The sequence below is a fragment of the Bradyrhizobium sp. SSBR45G genome, from assembly GCF_030159255.1.
Lineage (GTDB): Bacteria > Pseudomonadota > Alphaproteobacteria > Rhizobiales > Xanthobacteraceae > Bradyrhizobium.
Map to the genome: position 1 here is coordinate 80,642 of NZ_BSCT01000005.1, position 20,906 is coordinate 101,547.

Below are 20,906 nucleotides of genomic sequence, written 5' to 3' on the forward strand. Positions count from 1 at the left end.
TTTCCATTCCCCACCGGGAATTATCACGTCTCTTTTTGCTCCATTTGGGGCGAAGTGGCCGTTCGGACGACGGGGGGGATGTCGTCGGGGGGGGGGGCCGCCGGCTTGGTCTTGAGGGCCAGCCAGCCGTACTCACCCGTATTCGACCGGGGATGGCACGCGCTCGCGGCACAGCTGAACCGAGCGGCAATTGTGAACTCGTTCACAATTGCCGCTCGAACCGCGTGGTAGCTTTGGAACACCTGCGGGCCGGTTGAGCAACGCGCTATAATATGTGCGAAGTTGCAAACCATATAGGCACGTACTACTAAACGGATCGATCTACACTCCACACGTGCGTCATATTTCGGGTCTAGCTCAACGAGCTATATAATGGCAAAGCAATCTAACGTGGCAAATAAGCCGAAGCAGACGACCCCGACCAGCGTGCCGAACGAAAAATTGAAGCGGCTCGTTCTCGAAAATCTGGAACTACGTGAGACCGTGGCGAACCTGGCGCTGGAGACTGCAATCCTTCGAGAAGCTCTGACGAAGGACGCAACGCGCAGGATGGTGCGGAAAGAAGACCTCCACTAGCGATCGCCGTCAGGCTCCGCCGTTGCGGATCGCATGGATGTCAGGCACGCCGTTAATGGGTCTCGACAGCGACGAATGCGGTGCCGGCACGCTTGAACCTGCGAAGATTTGAATTCAGAGCGATCTTACGGCACGGCGGCTGAGCGTTCGAATCATCAGATCGGAGATTCGCGAGCCCGCCTGGTCCCGAGCTAATGATTTCGGCTCCGCTTTCGATCCGGGCATGCGATCAAAGGCTCAGCATCCAGATCCGGACACTCCGCAAGCTCACGCAACAGTTCGATCTCGATCAACAGCGAAACCACCTGCTCGCGTAGCAGACGATTGGTGTCCGATAAATCGCTTAATCGCCGTACCGAGCGCATCGACAGGATGGGCCGCAGCTTGCTCGAGTCCACCATCGGGGAACTTCTTCCATTTCGCTTATGATATGGTATGCGCCCCCCGGCGCGTAGTTCAACCGAAGTCGACTCTTAAGGTTAGAATCGCTCGGCTTCAGTTCGAATGGACTTTGGCAGCATGCAACTCTGTCGGCCCGATCGCAAGAAGGGTCCCATTGGCGCGGCCATCCGTAGATCCTCTCTGTCGTTCCCTGTGCCTCCAGCTTGTCGGCCAGGCGCACACGCATGACAATACTCACTTCATGTAACGAGAACGCGAAACCGCGACGACCGATCAGCACATCCGCATGCAGGAGAAGCAAGGCGGGGGCTTGCGCGCGTCGGTTCCATTTGGCGGCACACATCCGCCTATGGTCGCGGCGACAGCGGCTGCAGGATCAACTGTCCGGCGTCCGTTCGTCCGCGGAACACAAACGATCCCTTGCTGGTGACGATGACATCGCCAGACTGGAGGGTCTCGTCGCTCAGGATACGGTCCGTCGCGCGTTCCTCGGGGGATGGAGGTGGAGAAGGCATCTCGCGCGGCTGCGCAGCTGCGTCCCGCCGCGCGCGCTCGGCGCGCTCACGCGCCTGCTGCACCCTCTCCTTCCACGCCTCGCGCGACATCGCGCTGTCCGGTGAAAATTGGTCCGCGGGCTCGGGCTGCGCCGTCGCCTCGGCATGCGCAGCGGGCGCGAGGCCCGAGAGTTCGAGGCCGATCACGATCGGCAAAAGCCATCGGCCGAGGTCCGTTGCGAGCGGGGAACAGAGCGGCATCGCCATGATCGCTGGTCGTCTCACCGATCCGGCCGTGAGCGAATCGCCGCCAACGCGCGCGTCCTCACCCGTCGAACAGCGCGGCCTCGCTGAAGGCGAGATCGCCCAGGTGGGGTGGACGGGGACCTTTGACATATTTGCGCCCGCGCTTGTCCGAGTACCATCCGACAATGCTTCTCATGGGCTCGTTGGCATCGAGCCGCACCAGAACGCCGCCCTGCCGCGCCAGGAACCGTCCGATATTGCCAGCGTTGCGGTGCAGGTCGGCGATAGTCCGGCAGTACAGCAGACGATAGACCGGCAAAACATTCTTCACACGGTGTTTCTGAAAGACGAACGGATACGCCCGGTCCGCATCGCGCGCGACGATGCTCAGGCAGCCCCAGCCGGCATGGGCCCGCAACAGATCGGCTTCGTAGTGCGTCAGTCCGCCGACGTCGCTCTCCGCGAACGTTCCGACCGTCACGCCCGATTGCGGTCGGGACAGCGCCAGCGCCGCATAGATTTGTCCCTTGCAATAGACCGAGAAGCCCTGGGCCTCGACCTGTGGCCAAGTATGCGGGGCCGGGGTGATGTTGAAATAGGTCACGCTCTTGTCGCGCGTCGCCGCGCGGACCAGCATCGAGCTGAAGGCACGGAACGGAGGCTCGACATACCAGCTCGAGACGTTGGCCCGCACGATCATCGCGCCATCGTCCGCCTGCACGGTGGAGAACAGCAGCAGGATGACGCCGACGGGAACGCCGCCATGATCGAGGCAATAGCCGAATACCGGAAAGCCCGCCGGCCGCGGACGCGCCGCGTGGCGCTCGAGCCCGCGCAGCCAATAGGCTTCGCTGCGGAACGCGAATCCGCGTGTCAGCAGCGCCGCGACCGCCGCCAGATCCGCGGTCCCGATTTCGCGAATGCGCACGCCGGTGACCGGCTGCGCCGGCGCCGCCGTGTCGGTCACAACCTCAGCCTTCCTGATCGGCTGCATTCCAGCATCACCCAAGCGACGTCCTGCGCGCCTGCGCAGAATGGATCCATCGTGGCTGCAATTATCGTAAAAGGATCGCGTCGCAGTGAACCACGTCGTGCCGGCCTTACTGTTGAGTTAACGCCATGCGCGAGAGACATTCGCGATGTCAGCATCCATCGCTTCACATTTGGCAGCGCACCGATCGGCACGCGCAGGCGGTCACGGTCTCGGCACGCGAAACATGTAGGTCTCGTCGGCATTGAGCCCGTCGACGAAGAAGCGGCCGGGCGTCACGTCGATGCGACGCTGCAGCCCATCCCACCCCCAGACCTCCAGGCTGCGCGCCCATGCCGGCAAATCGATCTCGACCGCGCGGCCCGGCCGGTCGGTCCAGCCGGCGATGTTCTGCCAGACGATCAGGTCGGCATCCGCTCCGCTCAGCCTATAAAGTGCGAGCTGCCGGTCGATCGACACGATCTTCATGTGGCCGGCGAGCTGCAGCACCGTCTTCAGCACCACGCTACGCGCCTCCGGCACCCACGGATCCGCGCCGCTCGCCATGGCATAAGCGAGCCCGTCGACATCAGGTGTATCACCTACATTCCAGGGAAAGGCGACGGCAGAGACCGGTGTCCGGCCGTCCTTCCCGACCACGGCCAGCTGATCCCAGATCGCACTCAGAAACAATTTGGCAGCAACCTTCTCGTCCGCCCAGGCGCCGGCGCGCGCGACGTTGAACTCGGTGGTGTAGAAGTTGACGTCGCGGGTCAGGCCCATCGCCTGCTTGATCCGATCGAAGCAGGTCTGCGCCGAGAACGCGCGTCCCCTGGTCATCGGATACCATCGATCATTGTAGTAGGTGTGCAGGTCGATGCCGTCGAGGCGGCCGTCCGCGAGCAGATCGGCAATCGCCGGTCCATAGCCGCGCAGCGTCGCGTCGCCATGCGAGTTGCAGGTGGCGAAGCCGCCGGGCACGACGCGCAGCTTGGGATCGACGCTGTGGACGCCGTCGGCCAGTCCGGCCAGCGCATCGTGATAGTCCTTGCGCGGGATCGATGCTTGCACATCGGGCTCGTTGATCGCGGTAAAAATGGTCGCGCCCCAGTCGGGAATACCGTTGTCCTGGCCCCACTCGCCGCCGGGACGAAAGCGTTTGGCCATCGCCTGCCCGGCTGCGAACCAGTCCTGATAGGACCCGATCGGCTGCGTCGGGTTCAAGGTCTGATAGCTGCCTTCATATTCGAGCAGGATCAGCGGCGTGATGCCGTTCTTGTGCGCCTCCAGCATGGCGGCGTCGAAATCATGCGGCGTCGGCGCCCGCGCGAGCGTGCGCCAGCCGTAGGAATCCATCCGCCCCATCCTGGCCCCGACGCCGTGAAGCGCCTGGTAGAGCTGCGTGCTCTTGCCGGCAAGATGCGTGACGAGATTACCGCCGCCGATCCGATCGCGGATCGCGGCCCCCTTCAAATCATCGGCGAGGCCTGGGATTGCCGAGCCAATCGTTAACAGCGCTATGCTAATGACCAGCAGATTGGAACGAAGTCGCAATGGCTATTCCCGTAGATGTCCGCAATGACGTTCGAGATCGTCCAGGTCGTTCAAGAGATAAGCAATGCCGGCGGCGTGGAAACCGTCGCCATCGAGCTGGCGCGCGTTTTCGGCCGGAATGGTTTATCGAACGTCGTGCTCGCCAGCGCGGTCGCGGAAAATCTCGAACAGTCGATCAGGGTCGAGCGGGTCGCGCCATGGCTGGCGCGCATTCCGACCCGCGGGCTTTTCCGTCACCTCGGCCGTGCGATCGTGGTGCCGCTGTTCACGCTGGCGGCGACGCGGGCGCTGGCGCGCCATCCCGACGCCGTCGTCATCAGCCATGGCGACAGCCTCAAGGGCGACGTGCTGATCGTGCATGCCGTCAACGCGCAGAGCCTTGCCGAGAAGCGCGCCGCCGGCAGCTGGCGCTGGATGCTCAATCCGATGCATCTGTGGGTGGCCTTGCGCGACCGTTTCATGATCGGCGGCCTGCGCTATCGCGCCTTCGTCGCCGTCTCCGAGCGGGTGACCGCAGAGCTGCAGCGCTTCTATGGCGTGCCGCCGTCGCGCATCCACGTGATCTCCAACGGCATCGATCTCAACCGGTTCAAGCGCGACGAGCATAGCGGCCAGGCGATCCGGCGCGAGTTCGGCATTCCATCGGATGCGCGCGTGCTGCTGTTCGTGGGCCATGAATTCAGCCGCAAGGGCCTGGCGCATGCGATCGGCGCTCTGGAGATGCTCGGCGAGGATGTCTGGCTGCTGGTCGTCGGCTCGGACAATCCTGCGCCCTACAAGAAGCTCGCGCGCAAGGCGCGGGATCGGCTCGTCTTTGCCGGCTCGCGTTCCGACATGCCGGCGCTCTACGCGGCGGCCGACGCGTTCGTATTGCCCACGAGCTATGAGACGTTCTCGCTGGTCTGCATGGAGGCGATGGCCTGCGCGGTGCCGGTGTTCGCAACCCCGGTCGGCGGCATCGAGGACTATCTTCATGATGGCACCAACGGATTCCGCATCCGGATCGATGCCGACGACATCGCGGCCAAGATCGCCGCGGCCTTCGCCGATCCCGCGCTGATGCAGCGACTTCGGGATGGCGCATACACGACGGCGCAGGCCTATGGCTGGGACCAGGTCGGACTGAAATATATCGAGCTGCTCAGGCGCATCGATGCGGCCAAGCGGGAGCCGAGCCAGTCCGCCATGACGGTGTCGGCCAAAGCCTAGGCTCTACCGGCTCGCCTGCAGCCGCTGCGGCCGCATCGCGCGTGACGCGCTCCTCGACTGGTCAGCTGCCTTGCACGCCACTTCAATCGCGGTTGCGACCGCATCATAGGTGAACCGCTTGAGCACATTGGCGCGCGCGGCGCGCGATCGCGGCCCGAGTTCGGTCCGGTTGAGGCTAAGCTCATCGATCAACTGGCATAAACGTTCGGGATCCTGCTCCGGCACGATCCAGCCGCCGTCGCCGATCACGTCGGGAATGGCCCCGCAGGTCGATCCGATCACCGGAATGCCGCAGGCCTGGGCCTCGATGATCACCCGGCCGAACTGTTCGCGCACCGCGTTCGTCGTTCGCGTCAGCAGCAGCAGCGCGTCGAGGCTCTGCAAGAACGATGCGACGACAGTCGGTGCCTCCCATCCCCTGATATCGACGCGGTCGCCCAGGCCGAGCTCCTGCACGCGCTGGCACAGATGCGCCTCGTGCGGCCCTTCGCCCATGATGCTCAGCGTGGCCGCCGAGTTGCTACGTGCGAGCGCCTTGAGCGCATCGTCCAGCCCCTTCTCGACCACGAGACGGCCGACATAGCCGAGCCGCAACGGCCTGTCCGCACTCCTCGGCGGCGACGCATCGGCCGGCGTGAAGGTCGCGAGATCGACGCCATAGCCGATCGGCGTCACCGGACCGGTATAGCCGCGCGCCCGCACCACGTCCGTCGCATCGGGGCTGCGCGACAACACGTGATCCGTTCGGCCAAGGACGAATTTGCGGATCGCCTCGAACGGCGGCGGCAGGCGCTTGAGAATGTTCTGATCGACCTCGAGCACGACCGCCGCCCGGCCGCGCGAGAGCTGCGCCTGCAGCGCCACGATGCTCCACGGCTCTTCCCAGAGATGAATGACGTCGGGATCGAGCTCGCGCAGCAGGCGACGCAGCGCAGGATAGAAATGCAGATACCATTTCATCGGTCCGGCTTCGGCCAGCCGGATTGGGAGCCGATGGACGGGGAAACTTTCGTTGGACGGCACGGCCGTGATCGTGCGGCCGAACTCCTTCCACACCTCGGGCATCACCAGATGCAGGTCGACGTCGGGCCGGGACGCGAGATGCCGGTAGCGCAGCCGGCCCGCTTCGCTGCTGGTCGCCGGATGCGCAATCGAGACGATTCGCAAGCGCCGCCCGCTAGACACGGCCCATCACCCGCGCTGCGGTGCCGCTGAGACCGGTCAGATGCAGCTCCATCGCGGCGAGGCTGCGATGAGCGCCATTCATGGTGTTGCGCGGGATCGAGAACGCATCCTGGCCGGCATGGACCAGTCCCTTGCGCGTGGTCGCGGCGCTGGCGAAGCCCGCCTGCCGTGCCAGCGCGAAATCGCGGGGACCACAGTCCGCAGCCCGGCCGTAGGGAAAGGCGAAGTGCTGGACATCGAGCCCGAGCCGCTGGTTCAGGCGAAGCCGCGCGTCAGCCAGCTCATGCAACGCGGCCTCGGGCGGCAGCGAGGAGATGCGCGCATGCGACACGGTGTGCGCACCGATCTCCACCAGCGGATCCCGCGCGAGCGCCTCCAGCATGTCCCAGGAGATCGCGTGCGTCCAATGCATGGCATCGATGTCGATGGCGTTGGCGGCGCAGAACGCCGCGTAGCAACCCGCGGCCTGCGGGCCATCCCAGCCGGCCGCGACCTGCGCAAACACCGCGCGGCGCTGCTCGGCGCTCGACAGCGCGATATGCTCGCCGTCGATCCAGAGGCGGTCTCTGTGCAGCAGTGCGTCTTCGAGTCCTGCGGCCCATAGCGGCAAGGTGCCGTCGGGAATGCCAGTGGTCACGAACAGCGTGACCGGCACGTTGTGGCGGCGGAACACCGGCACCAGAAGCTCGAACGTGTCGCGATAGCAATCGTCGATCGAGAAATTGACGTAACGCCCGGCCGGCTCGACACCCGCCGCACGGCGGAGCGCCTCACTGATCGTCACGACGTCCCAGCCCTGGTCGAGGACATAGCCGAGGAAGCGATCGAGAAAATCCGCATCCACGTAGAAGTCGCGGTTGGGCAGATGCGCCCACTGCTCCGAACGCGCAATGCGATGAAATGTCAGACAGCAGCCGCGCGGGCCGAGCACCCGATCGGCAGCCTTGGCCAAGGGAAGGACGAACGCACTGGAGGCCATCATGGCCTTGGCTGCAGCAAGGGCCAACAGGGTCAACTCAGCTCTCCCTTCATCTTGAACGTGCGGCGTACATGCCGAAACGCCGTACCGACAAAGGCCGGCAGCAGAATCCCGATGGCAAAGGCCAGGCACAGCAGATAGGCCATGCCGCCCGCAAACAGCCGCGGCAGCAGACCCGGCACGGCGTTCTGGATCGTCAGGCCGAGGATCACCATCAGCGCCGTCGGCAGCAGCGCGAGACCGATCACCAACAGCAGCTTGCGCGCATCGCCGAGCACGAACACCACGCCCGATAGCAGAACGAGGCTGCGGATCGCTTCGCCGATCCCGAGCAGCTGCATGCCGGCGGCCGGCGACGGATCGAACAGCGGCACCAGCAGATTGAAACCCATGTTGGCGAGATAGGCCGACACGATGATCAGCGCCGCGACGCCGTTGCGGCCGGCGCCGTTGAGCAGGCGGATCAGGATCCAGCCGAGGGTCGCCGCCCACACGCCGCAGGCGATGCCCTTCAGGGCATGCGAGGTCAGCAGCAGCGCCTCGTCGCCGAAGGCGCCACGGAAGTAGATCAGACGCACGATGTCCGTCGAGAACACCAGCAGGAATGCCGACGCCGGCAGGGTCAGCGCGAGCAGCGGCCGCAGCAGCGCCTCGGTCTGCGCGCGCGGGTCGCCGGGTGCATGCTGCGACAGCACCGCCATGCCGAGCGGCTGGCTGATCAGCAGCAATGCGCTCTCGGTCAACGATCGGGCGTAGTCGAGCGAGGCCACCGCGCCGGTCGTCAGGCGCGACGCTGTCAGACGTTCGATCCAGACATTGCCCTGCTCCGCCAATGGCAATGCGAGCAGAACGCGCAGCCGGTGGAAGAACTCGATGCCTTTGTCGACGACCATGCGGGCGGTCAGTCCGGCGAAGCTCAACTCGCCCTCGCGCCACAGCGAGACCAGGCCCCAGGCCGCCAGGCCATTGAACGCGATCGTGAAGGCGCAGGCGAGCATGTAGGCGTCGCCGGTCAGCACCAGCAGACCGATGCCGCCGATCACGGCGACGTTCAGCAGGCTGGCGCGGACATTGGTCAGCCGCGTCCGTCCGAGCGCGATCTCGCCCGCCGCCAGCACGTTGAGAACGGCCGACGCCGGCATGCCGAACGCCATCATCCGCACGAAATGCAGGGTGAGCTCGCGCCCCTCCGTCGAGAAGCCGCCGACGACGGCGTTGACCCAGATTTCGCCGAGCAGCAGGATGACCGCCATCACCACCGTGGAGACTGCTCCGATCACGATCGTCAGCGCACCAAGGCTGCGCGGCGCATCCGGGCGCTGCAGCGCCTCGCGGTGCATCGGGATCATGATCGCCGGCACGCTCTCGTTCTGCAGGAACGCGAGCGGAATCAGCACGGCGGCCATGGCGGCGCGGAAGCCGTCGGCAATGACCGAGGCGCCGAGCACATGCGCCATCAGCACCTCGCGGCCGAAGCCGAGCATCTTGCTGGCGAGCGCGCCGCTGATCAGCAGCGCGCTGAAACGCCGGAGCGAAGGACCGGAGGCGCTCATGCCGCATCCTCCGCCATGGGCGGTGGGACCAGCAGCGCCGCAAAGGTCCAGAACAGGAAGCCGTTCTCACCCGAGGTGATGTTGGCGAGCGGCAGTTGAACCAGCGCGCCGAGCGCCAGCGCGCCAACGATGACGGCCTCCGGCGATCGATCGGACAAGGCTGCAGCGAGGGCGTTGCCGATCGCCCAGAGCAGCGCCGCAAGGCAGAAGCCGCCGACGACGATGCCCATGGTCAGCCAGCAGGCGATGATCATGCCGTCGACCGGCATCGCACCGGCGGCGCCGACGTCGGTGATGGTGAAGCCGGTGCCGAACAGCGAACTGTCCGGCAGATTCCATAACGTCACGAATTCCTGCAGCCGCTCTTGCGCGCTGCCATCCTGCGTGCCCTCACCGAGCGAGGACAGGCGGTCCGCAACGACATCGCCGAACGGCGTCAAGGTCGCGGCCAGGATGACCGTCACAGCGAGGCTGACCAGAATCAGGCCGGCGCGGCGCCGCGTCTGCGCGAACAGCAGGCAGAACAGTAGCCCGAAGGCGAGCGAGATCCAGGCGGTGCGGTACATCGACAGCAGGAAGCCAAGGCCTGCCGGCAGCGCCAGCAGCAGCGCCGGCCAAGAGCGGCGGCCGAAGGCGATGAACAGCAGGCCCGTCGCCGTGAAGGTGGCGTAGACCGCGGGCGCGTTCATGGTGCTGAACGAGCGCACGCCATAGGGAACGGGCTGACCGATCGAAATGATCGGCGCGAATTCCATCCAGTAGCGATCCCAGTCCGGCGGATCGACATATTGATAGATCGCGTAGAGACCGGTGACGGGCAGAATGATCACGAAGGCGGAGGTGGCGGCATCGATCAACTCACGGCGATCAGCGGTCAGCATCAGCACGGTCGCATAGAGCAGCGGCGCCAGCCATTTCAGCGGACCCGATGCGGCGTTGGTCCAGTCGGCCTGCGCAAGCGAGAGCAGACCTGCGTAGACGACGCAGACGGCAACGATGCCGAGCGGCCAGATCCAGCGTGCGGGCAGCTGCCGCTCGTCGAGCAGCCGCGGCAACGACAGCACCGGCGCGAGGATGGCGAACAGCGGGCCGATCAGCATCAGGCCGAGCTGATCATAGCCGGCAGAGAGATCGACGATGCGCCGCACGAACGGCGCGAAGCTGAACAGGATCAGCGCGGCCTGCAGATGCACGGCCGGTCCCTGCCGCCATGCGTACCAGCCGACGCCGCCGCAGCCGAGCACGAACAGCGTGCGCGATGCGCCGCCGAGCACGCCGGCCGCGACGGCCGTCGCAGCCAGCACCAGGACCGCAGCCGCCCAGCCGGGGACATGCCAGTCCCGCTCGGCGGAGGCGGATGTGAGGATCGTGCTCACACCGCCGCTCCGGTCCGGACGTTGCGAATGAGGAGCCCGATCGAGTCGAGCATGCGCGCGAGGCTGTATTGCGTGCGAGCCCGGCGCGACGCGTAGTCGAGCTGCGGCTTGAGGATGTCCGGCTCGGCGAGCACGGCGTCCAGAGCCTCAGCCAGTGCGCGCGCATCGCCGGGCGGCACCAGCATGCCGGCCCGGCCGTGCTCCAGGATATCAGGCGCGGCGCCCGCGTCCGTTGCAATGACAGGCACGCCGGCCAGCATCGCCTCGATCAGCGTGCGACCGAACGGTTCCGGATCGATCGATGGATGCACCATCGCATCGACGGCCTGCATCAGCAGCGGCACATCGCTGCGATGGCCGAGGAAGTGAACGCGATCGCCGAGGCCCAGCTCGGCAACCTGCCGCCGCAGCTCAGCGGCATAATCCTGCTCGCCGAACAGTGCATCGCCGACGATGATGCAGTGGGCGCTCGGCAATCTGGCCAGGGCCTCGATCAGGACATGCTGGCCCTTCCAGCGCGCGAGCCGGCTGAATACGCCGACCAGCGGCCCCGGCGGCAGGCCGAGTCGTTGCCGCAGTTCCTGCCGCGACGCCGGCACGGGCTCGATGGCAAGCCCGTTGGGCACGACCTCGACGAGAGAGCGCCGGCCGCCGGCCTCGATGAAAGCCGCAGCCGCCGCTTCCGACGGAACGATGACCTTCGCGGCGAATCGATTGGCGAGAAACACCTGTGTCCGGCGCTGCAGCGCGCCGAAATGAGCCGGGCTTATGATGTCGTGCAGATGCCAGATCAGCGGCTTGCGCGCGGCGAGATTGGCGATCGCGGCGAGCACGAAAGCCTTCTGCGAATTCGCATAGACGACGTCGTGCCTGCGCGCGATACGCGCGAGCTCTGCGGTAATCGCGGCCAGGCCACCGGCAAGCGGCAGCGCCTTGAGCCACGAACTGTCGCGTCGGAATCGTGACAGGCCGAGGCCCCAGTGCGACGTGATGACCGACAGCCCGCGCTCGGCCAGCGCCTTGGCGAGCGGCCCGCGCTCGAACAGGAAGGCCGATGATTCGGTGCGCCCCTGCACGACGTCGAGCAGGATCAGCTCGGCACCGCCGATCTGTCCTGTATGATCAACGAACAGGACGCGTTCGCGCGACATCATCCGGCCTCGGCGTAGGCTGCTGCCGAAGCGACCTGCGGCTGAGGCATCACGTGCCGCTCGGACTCGGTCATCGTCACGACGATGCCGACATCGCCGGCGCCAAGCGCCCTGCTGCGGTTCACCGTGGTGACTGCCGGCTCGATCAGCGACCGGTCGCTGCGCACGCACACGACGGCCCAGTCGATGCCCGCGAGGAAATCATTCCTGGCCGGCAGCGGCGTGTCGATCAGGATAACGTCGTAGTCATCGAGACCCGCCAGCAGCGCGTCGAGATTGATCGCTTCGAGAATATCGCCAACCGGACCGGTCGCCGCGCCGGCCGGCAGCACGTCCAGATGCGCGTGTTCCGTGTTCAGAACATCGTCACGCAGCGGCGTGCCGTGCTCGAGCGCGCGCAGCCATCCGCGGTGCGGCGGCAGGGCCATCACCTGCGCGAAGATCGGATGCGCTAGGTCGCATTCGACGAGCAGCACGCGGGATCCGGCGGCGGCGAGATGTTCGGCCAGCGCGCAGACGGTCGTCGTCTTGCCGTCACCCGACTCGGGCGAGGTCACGGCGATACGCTGCGGCCGCGTCGCCTGATCAACACCGAGCTCATGAACGAGATCGTGCAGTGTCTGCTGAAACTCGCCGTCCTCCGACGCGAGGCGCAACACCTGCGGGATCGCGAGCGGCTGATAGCCCTGCAGGATGGCGCCGAGCGCCGACATCTGCCGCAGCGTCTTCAGGCGCGGCAGGCAGGCGAGGATCGAGACATCCGCAACACTCGGCAGATGAGATTTCCGTTCGGGCGGCGATGGCATTTCGATCGGCACGATCGACGGTTCGGCCTGCTCCGGCAAATCGGGAACGCTCGGCGGCGCAGCATCGACTGACGCAACGACCTCGCTGCTGACCGGCTTCGGCATGTCCGGCGCGGATTTGGGAGTCGTACGCAGGCGCGCGAACTGGTCGGCGAGAAGAGCGGCCGCGACTCCGAAGATGACGGCGAGCGTCAATCCAGCAGCCAGGAACGGGATCTTCTTCGGGAAGAACGGCTTGCTCGGCAGCTCGGCGAGGCTGACGAGGCGCGTGCTGCCGCGCAGGACGCGCCGGTCGGTCTCGAGCTCGCTCGCCTTCTTGTAGAGCTCGGCATATTGCTGGCGCTTGATCTCGGTGTCGCGCACCATGCTCTCGATCGACGCCTCGTCCAGCGTGGCCGAGCCGGCCTCCGCCTTGGCGGTGTCCATCTGCTTCTTGAGCGCGTTCACCAGCGCGGTGTTGGCATCGAAGGTCTTCTGCGCGCTCGCCGCGATCGACTGCATCTCATCGACCAGCCGTTGCTGGATGATCGCCTGCTCGCGCGTCAGCGCCAGGATCGAGGGATGTTTCGGCCCGAGCACACCCGCGGCGCTGGCAAGCTGTGCGCTGACCGTGGTGAGCTGCTGCTTGAGATCGGCGATCGTCCGGCTCTGCAGCACCGACGGCGCGTCGGTCGGCCCACGCTCCTGCTCTGACTTGATCTCCTGCAGCCGCGCCGCGGCATCGGCGCGCGCGGCCTCCGCCTGCGACAGCTGCTGGCCGATGCTGGTGAGCCGCTCGGAGGAGATCGGCGCATTGGCGCCACGCATCAGGCCCTTGGTACGGCGGAACTTCTGGATCTTGTCGTCGGCCTCGCGCAGCTGCTGGTCGAGCTGCTTCAATTCCTGCCACAGCCAGGAGCTCGCGACCTCGCGGCTGTTGGCGCCTTCGGTGCGCTGGTCCTCGAGAAAGGTCTGCGTCAGCGCGTTGGCGAGCGTCTGCGCGACCTCGGGACTGCTCGACTGGTAGGAAATGTTGATGACGCGCGAACGCCCCGCCGAGGCGACGCTGAAGCGGCCGTCGACATGATCGATGAACGCACCGACGTCGGTCTTGAGCCGCTGGCACGCCTCCGCTGACCCGAGCAGGCGGCCACGCTGGCATTCGCCGACCACGGCGTCGACGACGCCCGGCGACGACATGATCTGGCGCAGCAGGCGCGGCGAGCGGATCACCAGCAGCTGGCTTTCCATGTCGGCGGGATCGCCGACCTTCTGCGCCCACGCCGCCGAGGTGTTGGCGCCGGGCTCCTGCTCGGCGATGATCACCGACGCCGTGGCGAGATAGCGCACCGGCAGCACGACGAGCGCGACCACGGCGAGCGCGAGCACCGCGCCGGCCACGAGGGCGAACACGCCACGGCGGCGCCAGATCCGGGCGACGGCGTCAAAGCCCGACAACGCCTCGTTGAGAGCCGCCTGCCTCATGATCTGCACTCGCACCACATACCAACGCTACGCAATCAAACGTGTCGCCCGGCCCTGATGGCCGGCGCGGAAATGCTCGAGCTCCTCGTTGACCGCCGCGACGAACTGGCTGCGGAAACGATCGGCCGAGAAGAAGCCGGCGCGCTGGCGGCAATCGAGCCGCGAGATCGACTTCTCCCTGGCCACGAACCCACGGACGCAGGCCGCGATCGCCTCGGGCTCGGGGGAGTCGAAGAACATGCCGGTCGGCCGCGGTCCGGTGGTGAGGATCGATTCGCGCGCACCGCCACGGCCGAGCGCCAGCACCGGCGCGCCTTCCGACTGCGCCTCCACCGGGATGATGCCGAAATCCTCTTCCGCCGCGAACACGAAGGCGCGTGCGGTGGTCATGAGATCCCGCAACTGCTTGTCGGGCACGAAGCCGGCGAACCTGACGTTCGGCCCCGCGATCGATTTCAGCCGCGCCGCCTCGGGGCCGTCGCCGGCCACGACGAGTTCGAGGTCGGGCATGGTGTTGAAGGCGCGGACGATCGGCTCGATGCGCTTGTAGGGCACCAGCCGGCTCGCCGCGAGGAAGTGGTTGCCCACGGGAAGGATCGCATCGCGCTGCGCGATCGTCACCGGCGGATAGATCACCTTGGCGTCGCGGCCGTAGATCTTCTTGATGCGGCGGGCGACGAACTGCGAGTTGGTGAAGATCGCGTCGGGACCATGCGCGGTGCGCGCGTCCCAGATCCGCATCTTGTGCAGCAGGGCGCGGGCGATCAGGCCCTTGATGCCGGTCGCGTAGCCGCTCTCCTGCAGATACTGGTGCTGCAGGTCCCAGGCATAGCGCATCGGCGAATGCACATAGGCGACGTGCAGTTGCTCCGGTCCGGTCAAAACGCCCTTGGCCACCGCGCAGCTCGACGAGATCACGAGATCATAGCTCGATAGATCGAGCTGCTCGATCGCGAGCGGCATCAGCGGCAGATAGGAGCGGTGATACTTCCGCAACAGCGGCATCTTCTGCAGGAAGCTCGTGTGCGACGTCTCGAAACCGAGCTTGGCGCGGTCCTCGGGACGCAGCAGGTCGAACAGCGTGAAGACATCGGCGCCCGGGTAGCAGCGCAGGATCTCCTGTAGCACCTTCTCGGCACCGCCGAGAACGTAAAGCCAATCGTGGACGATCGCGACGCGCATCGCACTCTCCCAAGTCCCGGGGTATTTGAACAAACCCTTAAGGGAGGTGTTCACGCGCACAAACCCAATCCTAAACTTTGAGTTAATCGCCCTTGCTCTCCGATCCGTCGAATCCACTGCGATCAGTTAGGGATCAGTTAAGGATCTGCCAGCCGCACCGCGTCTCATGTTGCGACATGCGTGTGCCGGACCAGAACGCGAAACGAGGCCATGGTCCCGCTTCGGCACACTGGGACACCCTAGGCCGTCTTGCTTAACAGGCCCTTGCCGCGCACAACGCCCGCGCGCATAGCGCCATGCGTGGCATCGGCCGCGACGACGCGCCGCGGCGCTTCGTTAACGTCCTCGAGCCGCACGCGATCGTGATCGCGTTACCCCGCGATGCCGAGCTGCGCGACCTGATAGCCGTGGCGGATGACGCGGTTCAGCACCGGATCGGCGAGCTCGAACTCGAAGCGGTCGGCGGGGCGGATGCCGCCCTTCGCGGCGAAGGTGCCGCCGAACATCGCTGTGCCCTCGGGCAGGCCGGCCTCGCCGTAGCGTCGCGCGATCAGGTCGAACGGTGCCAGCATGCCGCTCAGCGCGCCCTCCTGATACAGCACGCGCTCGCCGTTGATCGTCGCATAGGCGCGCAGCATCAGCTTGTCCCAATGCGCGGCGACGTCGTCGACCAGCCACAGCTCCGGCGCCACCGGCTTGTCGCACATCTGCTTCGACACGGTGATATTGTAGGTCTCGACCTTGCGGTCGGTATGGTCGGAGCCGACGCCGACGAACAGCTTGCCGCCCGATTGCACCAGCACGAACTCGACCTCGCCGGAGGACTCCCCGCCGCTGACCTCGATGGTGTCAGATGTCGTCAGCCGGCTGGCCGCGACCTCGTAATAGATCGGCGTCGTCGCCGGGCGGGGAATGCCGAGCTCTTCCAATTCGGCGATGTGCTTGTCGCGCGCGACCGGATCGCGCCCGGTCCAGCCGGCGATGACGAGCCGGTTCAGCATGACCTGCTGCCGCGCCGCCGTGCCGTCTGCGTGAACCAGGAAATCGATCGCCGTGCCGCTCATCGTCTCATTGCCCTTTCATGATCAGCACGCCGCTTAGCCGCCCCGCCGCCCGCTGGCAAGCGGCGCGCGTCACTCGCTCTCGGCCTTCTCCGCCTCATGGTCCTCCTTGAGATGCCGCTTGCGGATCTGGTGCGTCGTGAACCAGATCAGCGCGATCGCAACCGGCACGAAGGCGGCGGTGGCCAGCGTCGGCTCGACCGGCAGGCCGGTATCGTGCGCGCCCTTGGCGAGATAGCCGAACAGGCTGACGACGTAATAGCCGATCGCGGCCACCGACAGGCCCTCGACCGTGCTCTGCAGCCGCAGCTGCAGCTTGGTGCGCTCGTTCATCGAGCGCAGCAGGTCGCGGTTCTGCTGCTCCAGCTCGACATTGACGCGGGTGCGCAGCAGATCGGCGGCGCGGGCGAGCTTGCGCGACAGATTGGACTGGCGGCCCTCGACCGCGTTGCAGGTGCGCATCGCCGGCGCGGTGCGGCGGGCGAGGAACGACGACCAGCTCGAATAGGGCGCGATCGGCTCACCCTCGATCACGGCGAGGCGCGACTGCACCAGGTCGTAATAGGCGCGGCTGGCGCCGAACCGGAACAGGCTGCCGATGGCGCCGCGCTCCAGCAGCGCTTCGAGCTCGGTCAGCTCGCGCAGCAAATGGTTGTTGAGCTTGAACGACTGCGCGCCCTGCATCTCCGCGAGCACCTCGACCAGCCGACGCTCGATGCGGTCGACCTGTGGCGACAGCTCCAGGGCGACCGGCAGACCGAGCAGCGCCAGGGTACGATAGGTCTCGAGCTCCAGCACCCGCTGCACCAGCGCGCCCAGCCGCTCCGGCGTCGGCCCCTCGATGCAGACCAGGATGCGGGTGAAGCCGTCCTCGTCGAGGCGGAAGTCGGAGGCGAGCGCACCGATCGAGCCTTTCACCGCGACCAGCGCCAGGCTGCTCTTGTCAAACAGCGCTTCCGCACGCTTGACCGGATCGGTGACGCTCTCGACGCCGAGCTTGACCGCCACCAGCAGCTCGCCGGACAGCTTCATCGAGCCGATCAGCGCCTGCAGCTCCGGCGCGATCTCGCCGAACGGCCGCCGCGGCGCCTCGGCCGGCGGGCTCCAGATCCAGGTGAAGGTGGCGAACTCCGAATGCTGCTCCCAGCGCAGCCGCGCCGGGCCGATGACGACCTGGTGATGCTTGATGCCGGGCTCTGGCGCCGGCACGCCATGGCGGGCGCAGAACGCGGCGAGGCTGTCGCGATCGGCGGACGCGCTGTCGCCGGTCGCCATGAAGGCGAAGCGGATCACCGAGACCGGCTGTGTCAGCGGCGTGAACGGGCGCGCATGCACCTCGTTCAGCACGCTTTCGCGCAAGCCGTGCGACGTGAAGGCGGAGATGCCGAGAGAGGCGGTCATCGGCAGGCTCCGCAGGTGGCCGCGCGTGGCGCCAAGGCGGCGATGTCGGTCGTCGACACGTCTCTAGCCGCACCGCGTGAGAGCGACAGCACTGCCGCGCCTGGAACGATCACCCCCACCATGCCGCTTTCCGCCTCCTTTGGCTCCCCGCCGCGCGATTCGCGCGCGCGACCCGTGTTGCAATCACTGTACCGCAATTCAATGACGGCGCCACGGGTGCGGCGGTGTCGCGCCGATGTCGCGCGTGGGAATGCCGCCGCAGCGCCATGGGATTGCCGCTCGCCCGCTTGAGCCCACATCGCGCAGCGTGCGCCGTGCACCTCTCCCCGCTCTATGCGGGGAGAGGTCGGATTGCGCAGCAATCCGGGTGAGGGGCATGGCACCAGCGGAGCCGCATTGCAGCTCCATCGGACTCGTGCGCCGGCGCCGATCGCTGCACCACTCGCGCCGCTGCCCCTCACCCCGACCCTCTCAGCGCGAGCGAAGCTCGTCGCGGCCCCGTGAAGAACGGGGAGAGGGAGCGCACCGTCCGCGTCGCAAGAGATCGGCTCACACATGTCCAGATCACATCGGCCGCGTGAATGTCGACACGGCATGCCGCTCGTCCCTTCCCACGACACACCAAAACCTCCCGCGGCGCGATCGCACCCGAGATCATCGTCATCAAAACCCTCGTCGAATGCCGAGGGCGCAGGGAAGGCCGGGCCTCGACTGAGGCCCGTGGCCCGCCTGCGGAAAAATTGCAGGCGGCAGGTCCCACAGGCGGCGTCGCGCTTTCGGTGATGGACGGCTTCTTCGCTGCGACCGCCCTTGTGCGTGATTTGACGCTGGTGACGCGCAACGTGAAGGACTTCGTGGCCACGGGCGCTCGCCTCTTCGATCCCTGGACAGATGGATAACGTATTGGGTTCCGCAGCCCCCATGCGCGACGCACGCAGTTGTCACGCTGGGCGTGGTAGATCATAACGGCTTGGCCTTTCCTGCCATCCCCCGATGGTCCCGCACGTCCCCAATCTCCTTTTGCCCAGCCTGAACAGGACTCCCATGACAACGCTCTCCTCCATCGTCGCGCGCGGTGTCGCGCTGGTTGGCAATGCGGCGCTGCAGTGGCGCAAGTTGCAGGGGGAGACGCCGCAGCCGGCCTGGGGCGCGCAACCGCAGATTCCGGTCGCGAAGCCGCAGGGCCTACTGCCGACCCTGAAGATGCCGACGGCACGCGGCTGGCGCGATGGCGAGACGCCGGTGGCGGCGCCGGGGCTGAAGGTCAATGCGTTCGCCACCGGGCTCGACCATCCGCGCTGGATCTATGTGATGCCGGACAAGTCGGTGCTGATCGCGGAGTCGACGCAGGTGCCGAGCCCGGTGCGCAACATGTTCGGCTATGCGATGCAGGCGACGATGCGACGCGCCGCGGCGCTCGGCGTCAGCGCCAACCGCATCACCCGGCTGGTCGATGCCGATGGCGACGGCACCGCCGAGCGCCGCAATGCGTTCATGGAAAATCTCAGCCAGCCGTTCGGCATGGCGCTGGTCGGTAGCACGTTCTATGTCGGCAACACCGACGGCATCGTGGCCTTCCCCTACACGGACGGCGCCGAGCGCATCACTGCTCAGGGCCAGCGGCTGACGAATTTCAAGCCCGGCGGGCACTGGACGCGCAGCCTGCTGGTCAGCCCCGACGGCACCAAGCTGTATGCCGGCGTCGGCTCGCTCAGCAACATCGCCGAGCAGGGCTTCGAGGTCGAGAAGGGCCGCGCCTGCATCTATGAGCTGGACATCGCGAGCGGCGCGAGCCGCATCTTCGCATCAGGCTTGCGCAATGCCGTCGGGCTGGCCTTCGAGCCGTCGACGAAGGTGCTGTGGACCGTCGTCAACGAGCGCGACGGGCTCGGCGACGAGACCCCGCCGGACTATCTGACCTCGGTGCGCGACGGCGGCTTCTATGGCTGGCCCTATTGCTACTGGGGCAAGACGGTCGACGACCGCGTGCCGCAGGATCCCGCTTTGGTCGCGACCGCGCTGACGCCGGACTACGCGCTCGGCGGCCATACCGCCTCGCTCGGCCTGTGCTGGCTGCCGGCGGGCACCCTGCCCGGCTTCCCCCAGGGCATGGTGATCGGCCAGCACGGCTCCTGGAACCGCAGCAAGCTGTCCGGCTACAAGGTCGTGTTCATCCCGTTCGAGAACGGCAAGCCGTCGGGCCCGGCGCGCGACATCCTCTCCGGCTTCCTGGCGCCGGACGAGAGCTTCTCCTATGGCCGCCCGGTCGGCGTCACGCTCGGACCGGACGGCTCGCTGCTGGTGGCCGACGATGTCGGCAACTGCATCTGGCGCGTGACGGCGGCTTGAGGCTGCGCACAGTGCGTGTTGGAGAACGAGCCGGCAGCGGCAGGCCACCTCTCCCCGTCGGGGAGAGGTCGGCGCGCAGCGCCGGGTGAGGGGGTGTATCGACACGATCAGGCGCATCTGAGCCCTCACCCGGATTGCATCTGACGATGCAATCCGACCTCTCCCTTCGGGAGAGGTGGACACCGCCGCTGCGGCGGGGGTCGGACATGATCCAAGTAGGTCATCCAAGTATGTCGTCAGTCGTGGCCGTAGTACTGGCGATTGCAGTAGCGGCGGCCGGCTTCGTGCTTCGCCGCGCGCTGGGCTGGAGTGGCGTTCGCCGGGATCAGGAAATTGCCGCTTGCAAACAGCTGCAGGCAATTGATGTAGTTCTTGTTGCCGAGCCACTCCCAGCCGGCCGAGGCCGGCGATGTCGATGCTGACGCGAGCAGGCCGGCGGTCGCGACGATGGCTGCGGCGGCGAACAGACGAATGCTGGTAGTCATGACCTTGTCCCTCGTTGCTTGAGGCTGCGCCCTGCAGCCGTTGGGGAGGATCATGACGATCAGGGCGCGCAGCGTCCGTGACCGTGCGCACATTTCGCTGATCGGCACGGGCGGAGGATGCGGCGTACGGCCGCGGAACAAGCCTCACGCCCGCGACGTTGTCCGACACAGCATAGGAGAGTTCAATGGCCGACAACGTCAATCCGGACCGGAAGCAGCCGGGCGAGAACCACGAAGGCAAGTTCCACTACAATCCAGGCAACCAGGCCGGCAAGAGCGTCGAGGTCGGCAAGCCCGAAAGCGAGCAGGTCAACAACAAGGACCGCATCGAGAACCGCGAGAAGCCGCAGTCGCGTTGAGCGAGCGGCATCTCTCTCGTCATGCCCGGGCTTGACCCGGGCATCCATCCTCTGCGGAAAGAAGATGGATGGCCGGGTCGAGCCCGGCCATGACGGCGGAGAGA

The 20,906-nt window shown here is 66.5% G+C and carries 18 protein-coding genes and 1 pseudogene; 5 read left to right on the forward strand and 14 right to left on the reverse strand.

Annotation, left to right across the window (positions count from 1 at the left end; all coding sequences use genetic code 11):
- Positions 1–372: 372 nt before the first annotated feature.
- The gene (locus QQL87_RS08455; RefSeq protein WP_284416930.1) at positions 373–576 is read left to right on the forward strand and encodes a hypothetical protein; all 204 of its coding nucleotides are present in this window, start codon (positions 373–375) and stop codon (positions 574–576) included.
- A gap of 191 nt (positions 577–767) precedes the next feature.
- Here the strand turns inward: QQL87_RS08455 and QQL87_RS08460 are convergent, their stop codons facing one another.
- The 4 genes from QQL87_RS08460 to QQL87_RS08475 all read right to left on the reverse strand — a co-directional run bounded on the left by QQL87_RS08460 (position 768) and on the right by QQL87_RS08475 (position 4,161).
- Positions 768–977 carry a hypothetical protein gene (locus QQL87_RS08460; RefSeq protein ID WP_284416931.1) on the reverse strand — a complete coding sequence of 70 codons (210 nt, stop codon included), beginning with the start codon at positions 975–977 and terminating at the stop codon, positions 768–770.
- Between the two features lie 348 nt (positions 978–1,325).
- On the reverse strand, positions 1,326–1,739 hold the full coding sequence (locus QQL87_RS08465; RefSeq protein WP_284416932.1) for a hypothetical protein: 414 nt from the start codon (positions 1,737–1,739) through the stop codon (positions 1,326–1,328).
- Positions 1,740–1,797: 58 nt separating this feature from the next.
- Positions 1,798–2,712: an acyl-CoA acyltransferase gene (locus tag QQL87_RS08470; protein ID WP_284416934.1), complete on the reverse strand. Its 915-nt coding sequence runs from the start codon at positions 2,710–2,712 to the stop codon at positions 1,798–1,800.
- A 201-nt stretch (positions 2,713–2,913) separates the two neighbouring features.
- A complete protein-coding gene (locus tag QQL87_RS08475) occupies positions 2,914–4,161 on the reverse strand; it encodes a hypothetical protein (RefSeq protein WP_284417224.1) in 1,248 nt (415 codons plus the stop codon).
- A 105-nt stretch (positions 4,162–4,266) separates the two neighbouring features.
- Here QQL87_RS08475 and QQL87_RS08480 point away from each other — a divergent pair, with 105 nt between their 5' ends.
- Complete coding sequence (locus QQL87_RS08480) at positions 4,267–5,451, forward strand: glycosyltransferase family 4 protein (protein WP_284416935.1); 1,185 nt, start codon at positions 4,267–4,269, stop codon at positions 5,449–5,451.
- Positions 5,452–5,454: 3 nt separating this feature from the next.
- On the opposite strand, the gene QQL87_RS08485 is transcribed toward QQL87_RS08480, so the two are convergent.
- The 9 genes from QQL87_RS08485 to QQL87_RS08525 all read right to left on the reverse strand — a co-directional run bounded on the left by QQL87_RS08485 (position 5,455) and on the right by QQL87_RS08525 (position 17,609).
- On the reverse strand, positions 5,455–6,636 hold the full coding sequence (locus QQL87_RS08485; protein WP_284416936.1) for a glycosyltransferase: 1,182 nt from the start codon (positions 6,634–6,636) through the stop codon (positions 5,455–5,457).
- Positions 6,629–7,651 (reverse strand): polysaccharide deacetylase family protein, encoded by a 1,023-nt coding sequence (locus QQL87_RS08490; protein ID WP_284416937.1) that lies wholly within the window; start codon positions 7,649–7,651, stop codon positions 6,629–6,631. The genes QQL87_RS08485 and QQL87_RS08490 overlap by 8 nt, the downstream gene beginning before the upstream one ends.
- Positions 7,648–9,168 (reverse strand): lipid II flippase MurJ, encoded by a 1,521-nt coding sequence (locus QQL87_RS08495; protein ID WP_284416938.1) that lies wholly within the window; start codon positions 9,166–9,168, stop codon positions 7,648–7,650. The genes QQL87_RS08490 and QQL87_RS08495 overlap by 4 nt, the downstream gene beginning before the upstream one ends.
- Positions 9,165–10,544: an O-antigen ligase family protein gene (locus tag QQL87_RS08500; protein WP_284416939.1), complete on the reverse strand. Its 1,380-nt coding sequence runs from the start codon at positions 10,542–10,544 to the stop codon at positions 9,165–9,167. The genes QQL87_RS08495 and QQL87_RS08500 overlap by 4 nt, the downstream gene beginning before the upstream one ends.
- Positions 10,541–11,698, reverse strand: coding sequence for a glycosyltransferase (locus tag QQL87_RS08505; protein ID WP_284416940.1), 1,158 nt, complete (start codon positions 11,696–11,698; stop codon positions 10,541–10,543). The genes QQL87_RS08500 and QQL87_RS08505 overlap by 4 nt, the downstream gene beginning before the upstream one ends.
- Positions 11,695–13,965, reverse strand: a complete 2,271-nt coding sequence (locus tag QQL87_RS08510) for a GumC family protein (protein ID WP_284416942.1) — start codon at positions 13,963–13,965, stop codon at positions 11,695–11,697. The genes QQL87_RS08505 and QQL87_RS08510 overlap by 4 nt, the downstream gene beginning before the upstream one ends.
- Before the next feature lie 27 nt (positions 13,966–13,992).
- Positions 13,993–15,147 carry a glycosyltransferase gene (locus QQL87_RS08515; protein WP_284416944.1) on the reverse strand — a complete coding sequence of 385 codons (1,155 nt, stop codon included), beginning with the start codon at positions 15,145–15,147 and terminating at the stop codon, positions 13,993–13,995.
- Between the two features lie 371 nt (positions 15,148–15,518).
- Positions 15,519–16,211 carry a DUF2848 domain-containing protein gene (locus tag QQL87_RS08520; RefSeq protein ID WP_284416946.1) on the reverse strand — a complete coding sequence of 231 codons (693 nt, stop codon included), beginning with the start codon at positions 16,209–16,211 and terminating at the stop codon, positions 15,519–15,521.
- Between the two features lie 69 nt (positions 16,212–16,280).
- Positions 16,281–17,609 carry a DUF3422 domain-containing protein gene (locus QQL87_RS08525; protein ID WP_284416948.1) on the reverse strand — a complete coding sequence of 443 codons (1,329 nt, stop codon included), beginning with the start codon at positions 17,607–17,609 and terminating at the stop codon, positions 16,281–16,283.
- A gap of 764 nt (positions 17,610–18,373) precedes the next feature.
- Between QQL87_RS08525 and QQL87_RS08530 the strand changes: the two are divergent.
- A pseudogene (locus QQL87_RS08530) lies at positions 18,374–18,508 on the forward strand (VapC toxin family PIN domain ribonuclease); the annotation flags it as partial.
- Positions 18,509–18,653: 145 nt separating this feature from the next.
- Positions 18,654–19,958 (forward strand): PQQ-dependent sugar dehydrogenase, encoded by a 1,305-nt coding sequence (locus QQL87_RS08535; RefSeq protein ID WP_284416949.1) that lies wholly within the window; start codon positions 18,654–18,656, stop codon positions 19,956–19,958.
- 236 nt (positions 19,959–20,194) lie between these two features.
- On the opposite strand, the gene QQL87_RS08540 is transcribed toward QQL87_RS08535, so the two are convergent.
- Positions 20,195–20,443 carry a hypothetical protein gene (locus tag QQL87_RS08540; protein WP_284416950.1) on the reverse strand — a complete coding sequence of 83 codons (249 nt, stop codon included), beginning with the start codon at positions 20,441–20,443 and terminating at the stop codon, positions 20,195–20,197.
- 185 nt (positions 20,444–20,628) lie between these two features.
- On the opposite strand from QQL87_RS08540, the gene QQL87_RS08545 reads away from it, so the two are divergent.
- Positions 20,629–20,802, forward strand: coding sequence for a hypothetical protein (locus QQL87_RS08545; protein ID WP_284416951.1), 174 nt, complete (start codon positions 20,629–20,631; stop codon positions 20,800–20,802).
- Positions 20,803–20,906: the final 104 nt, after the last annotated feature.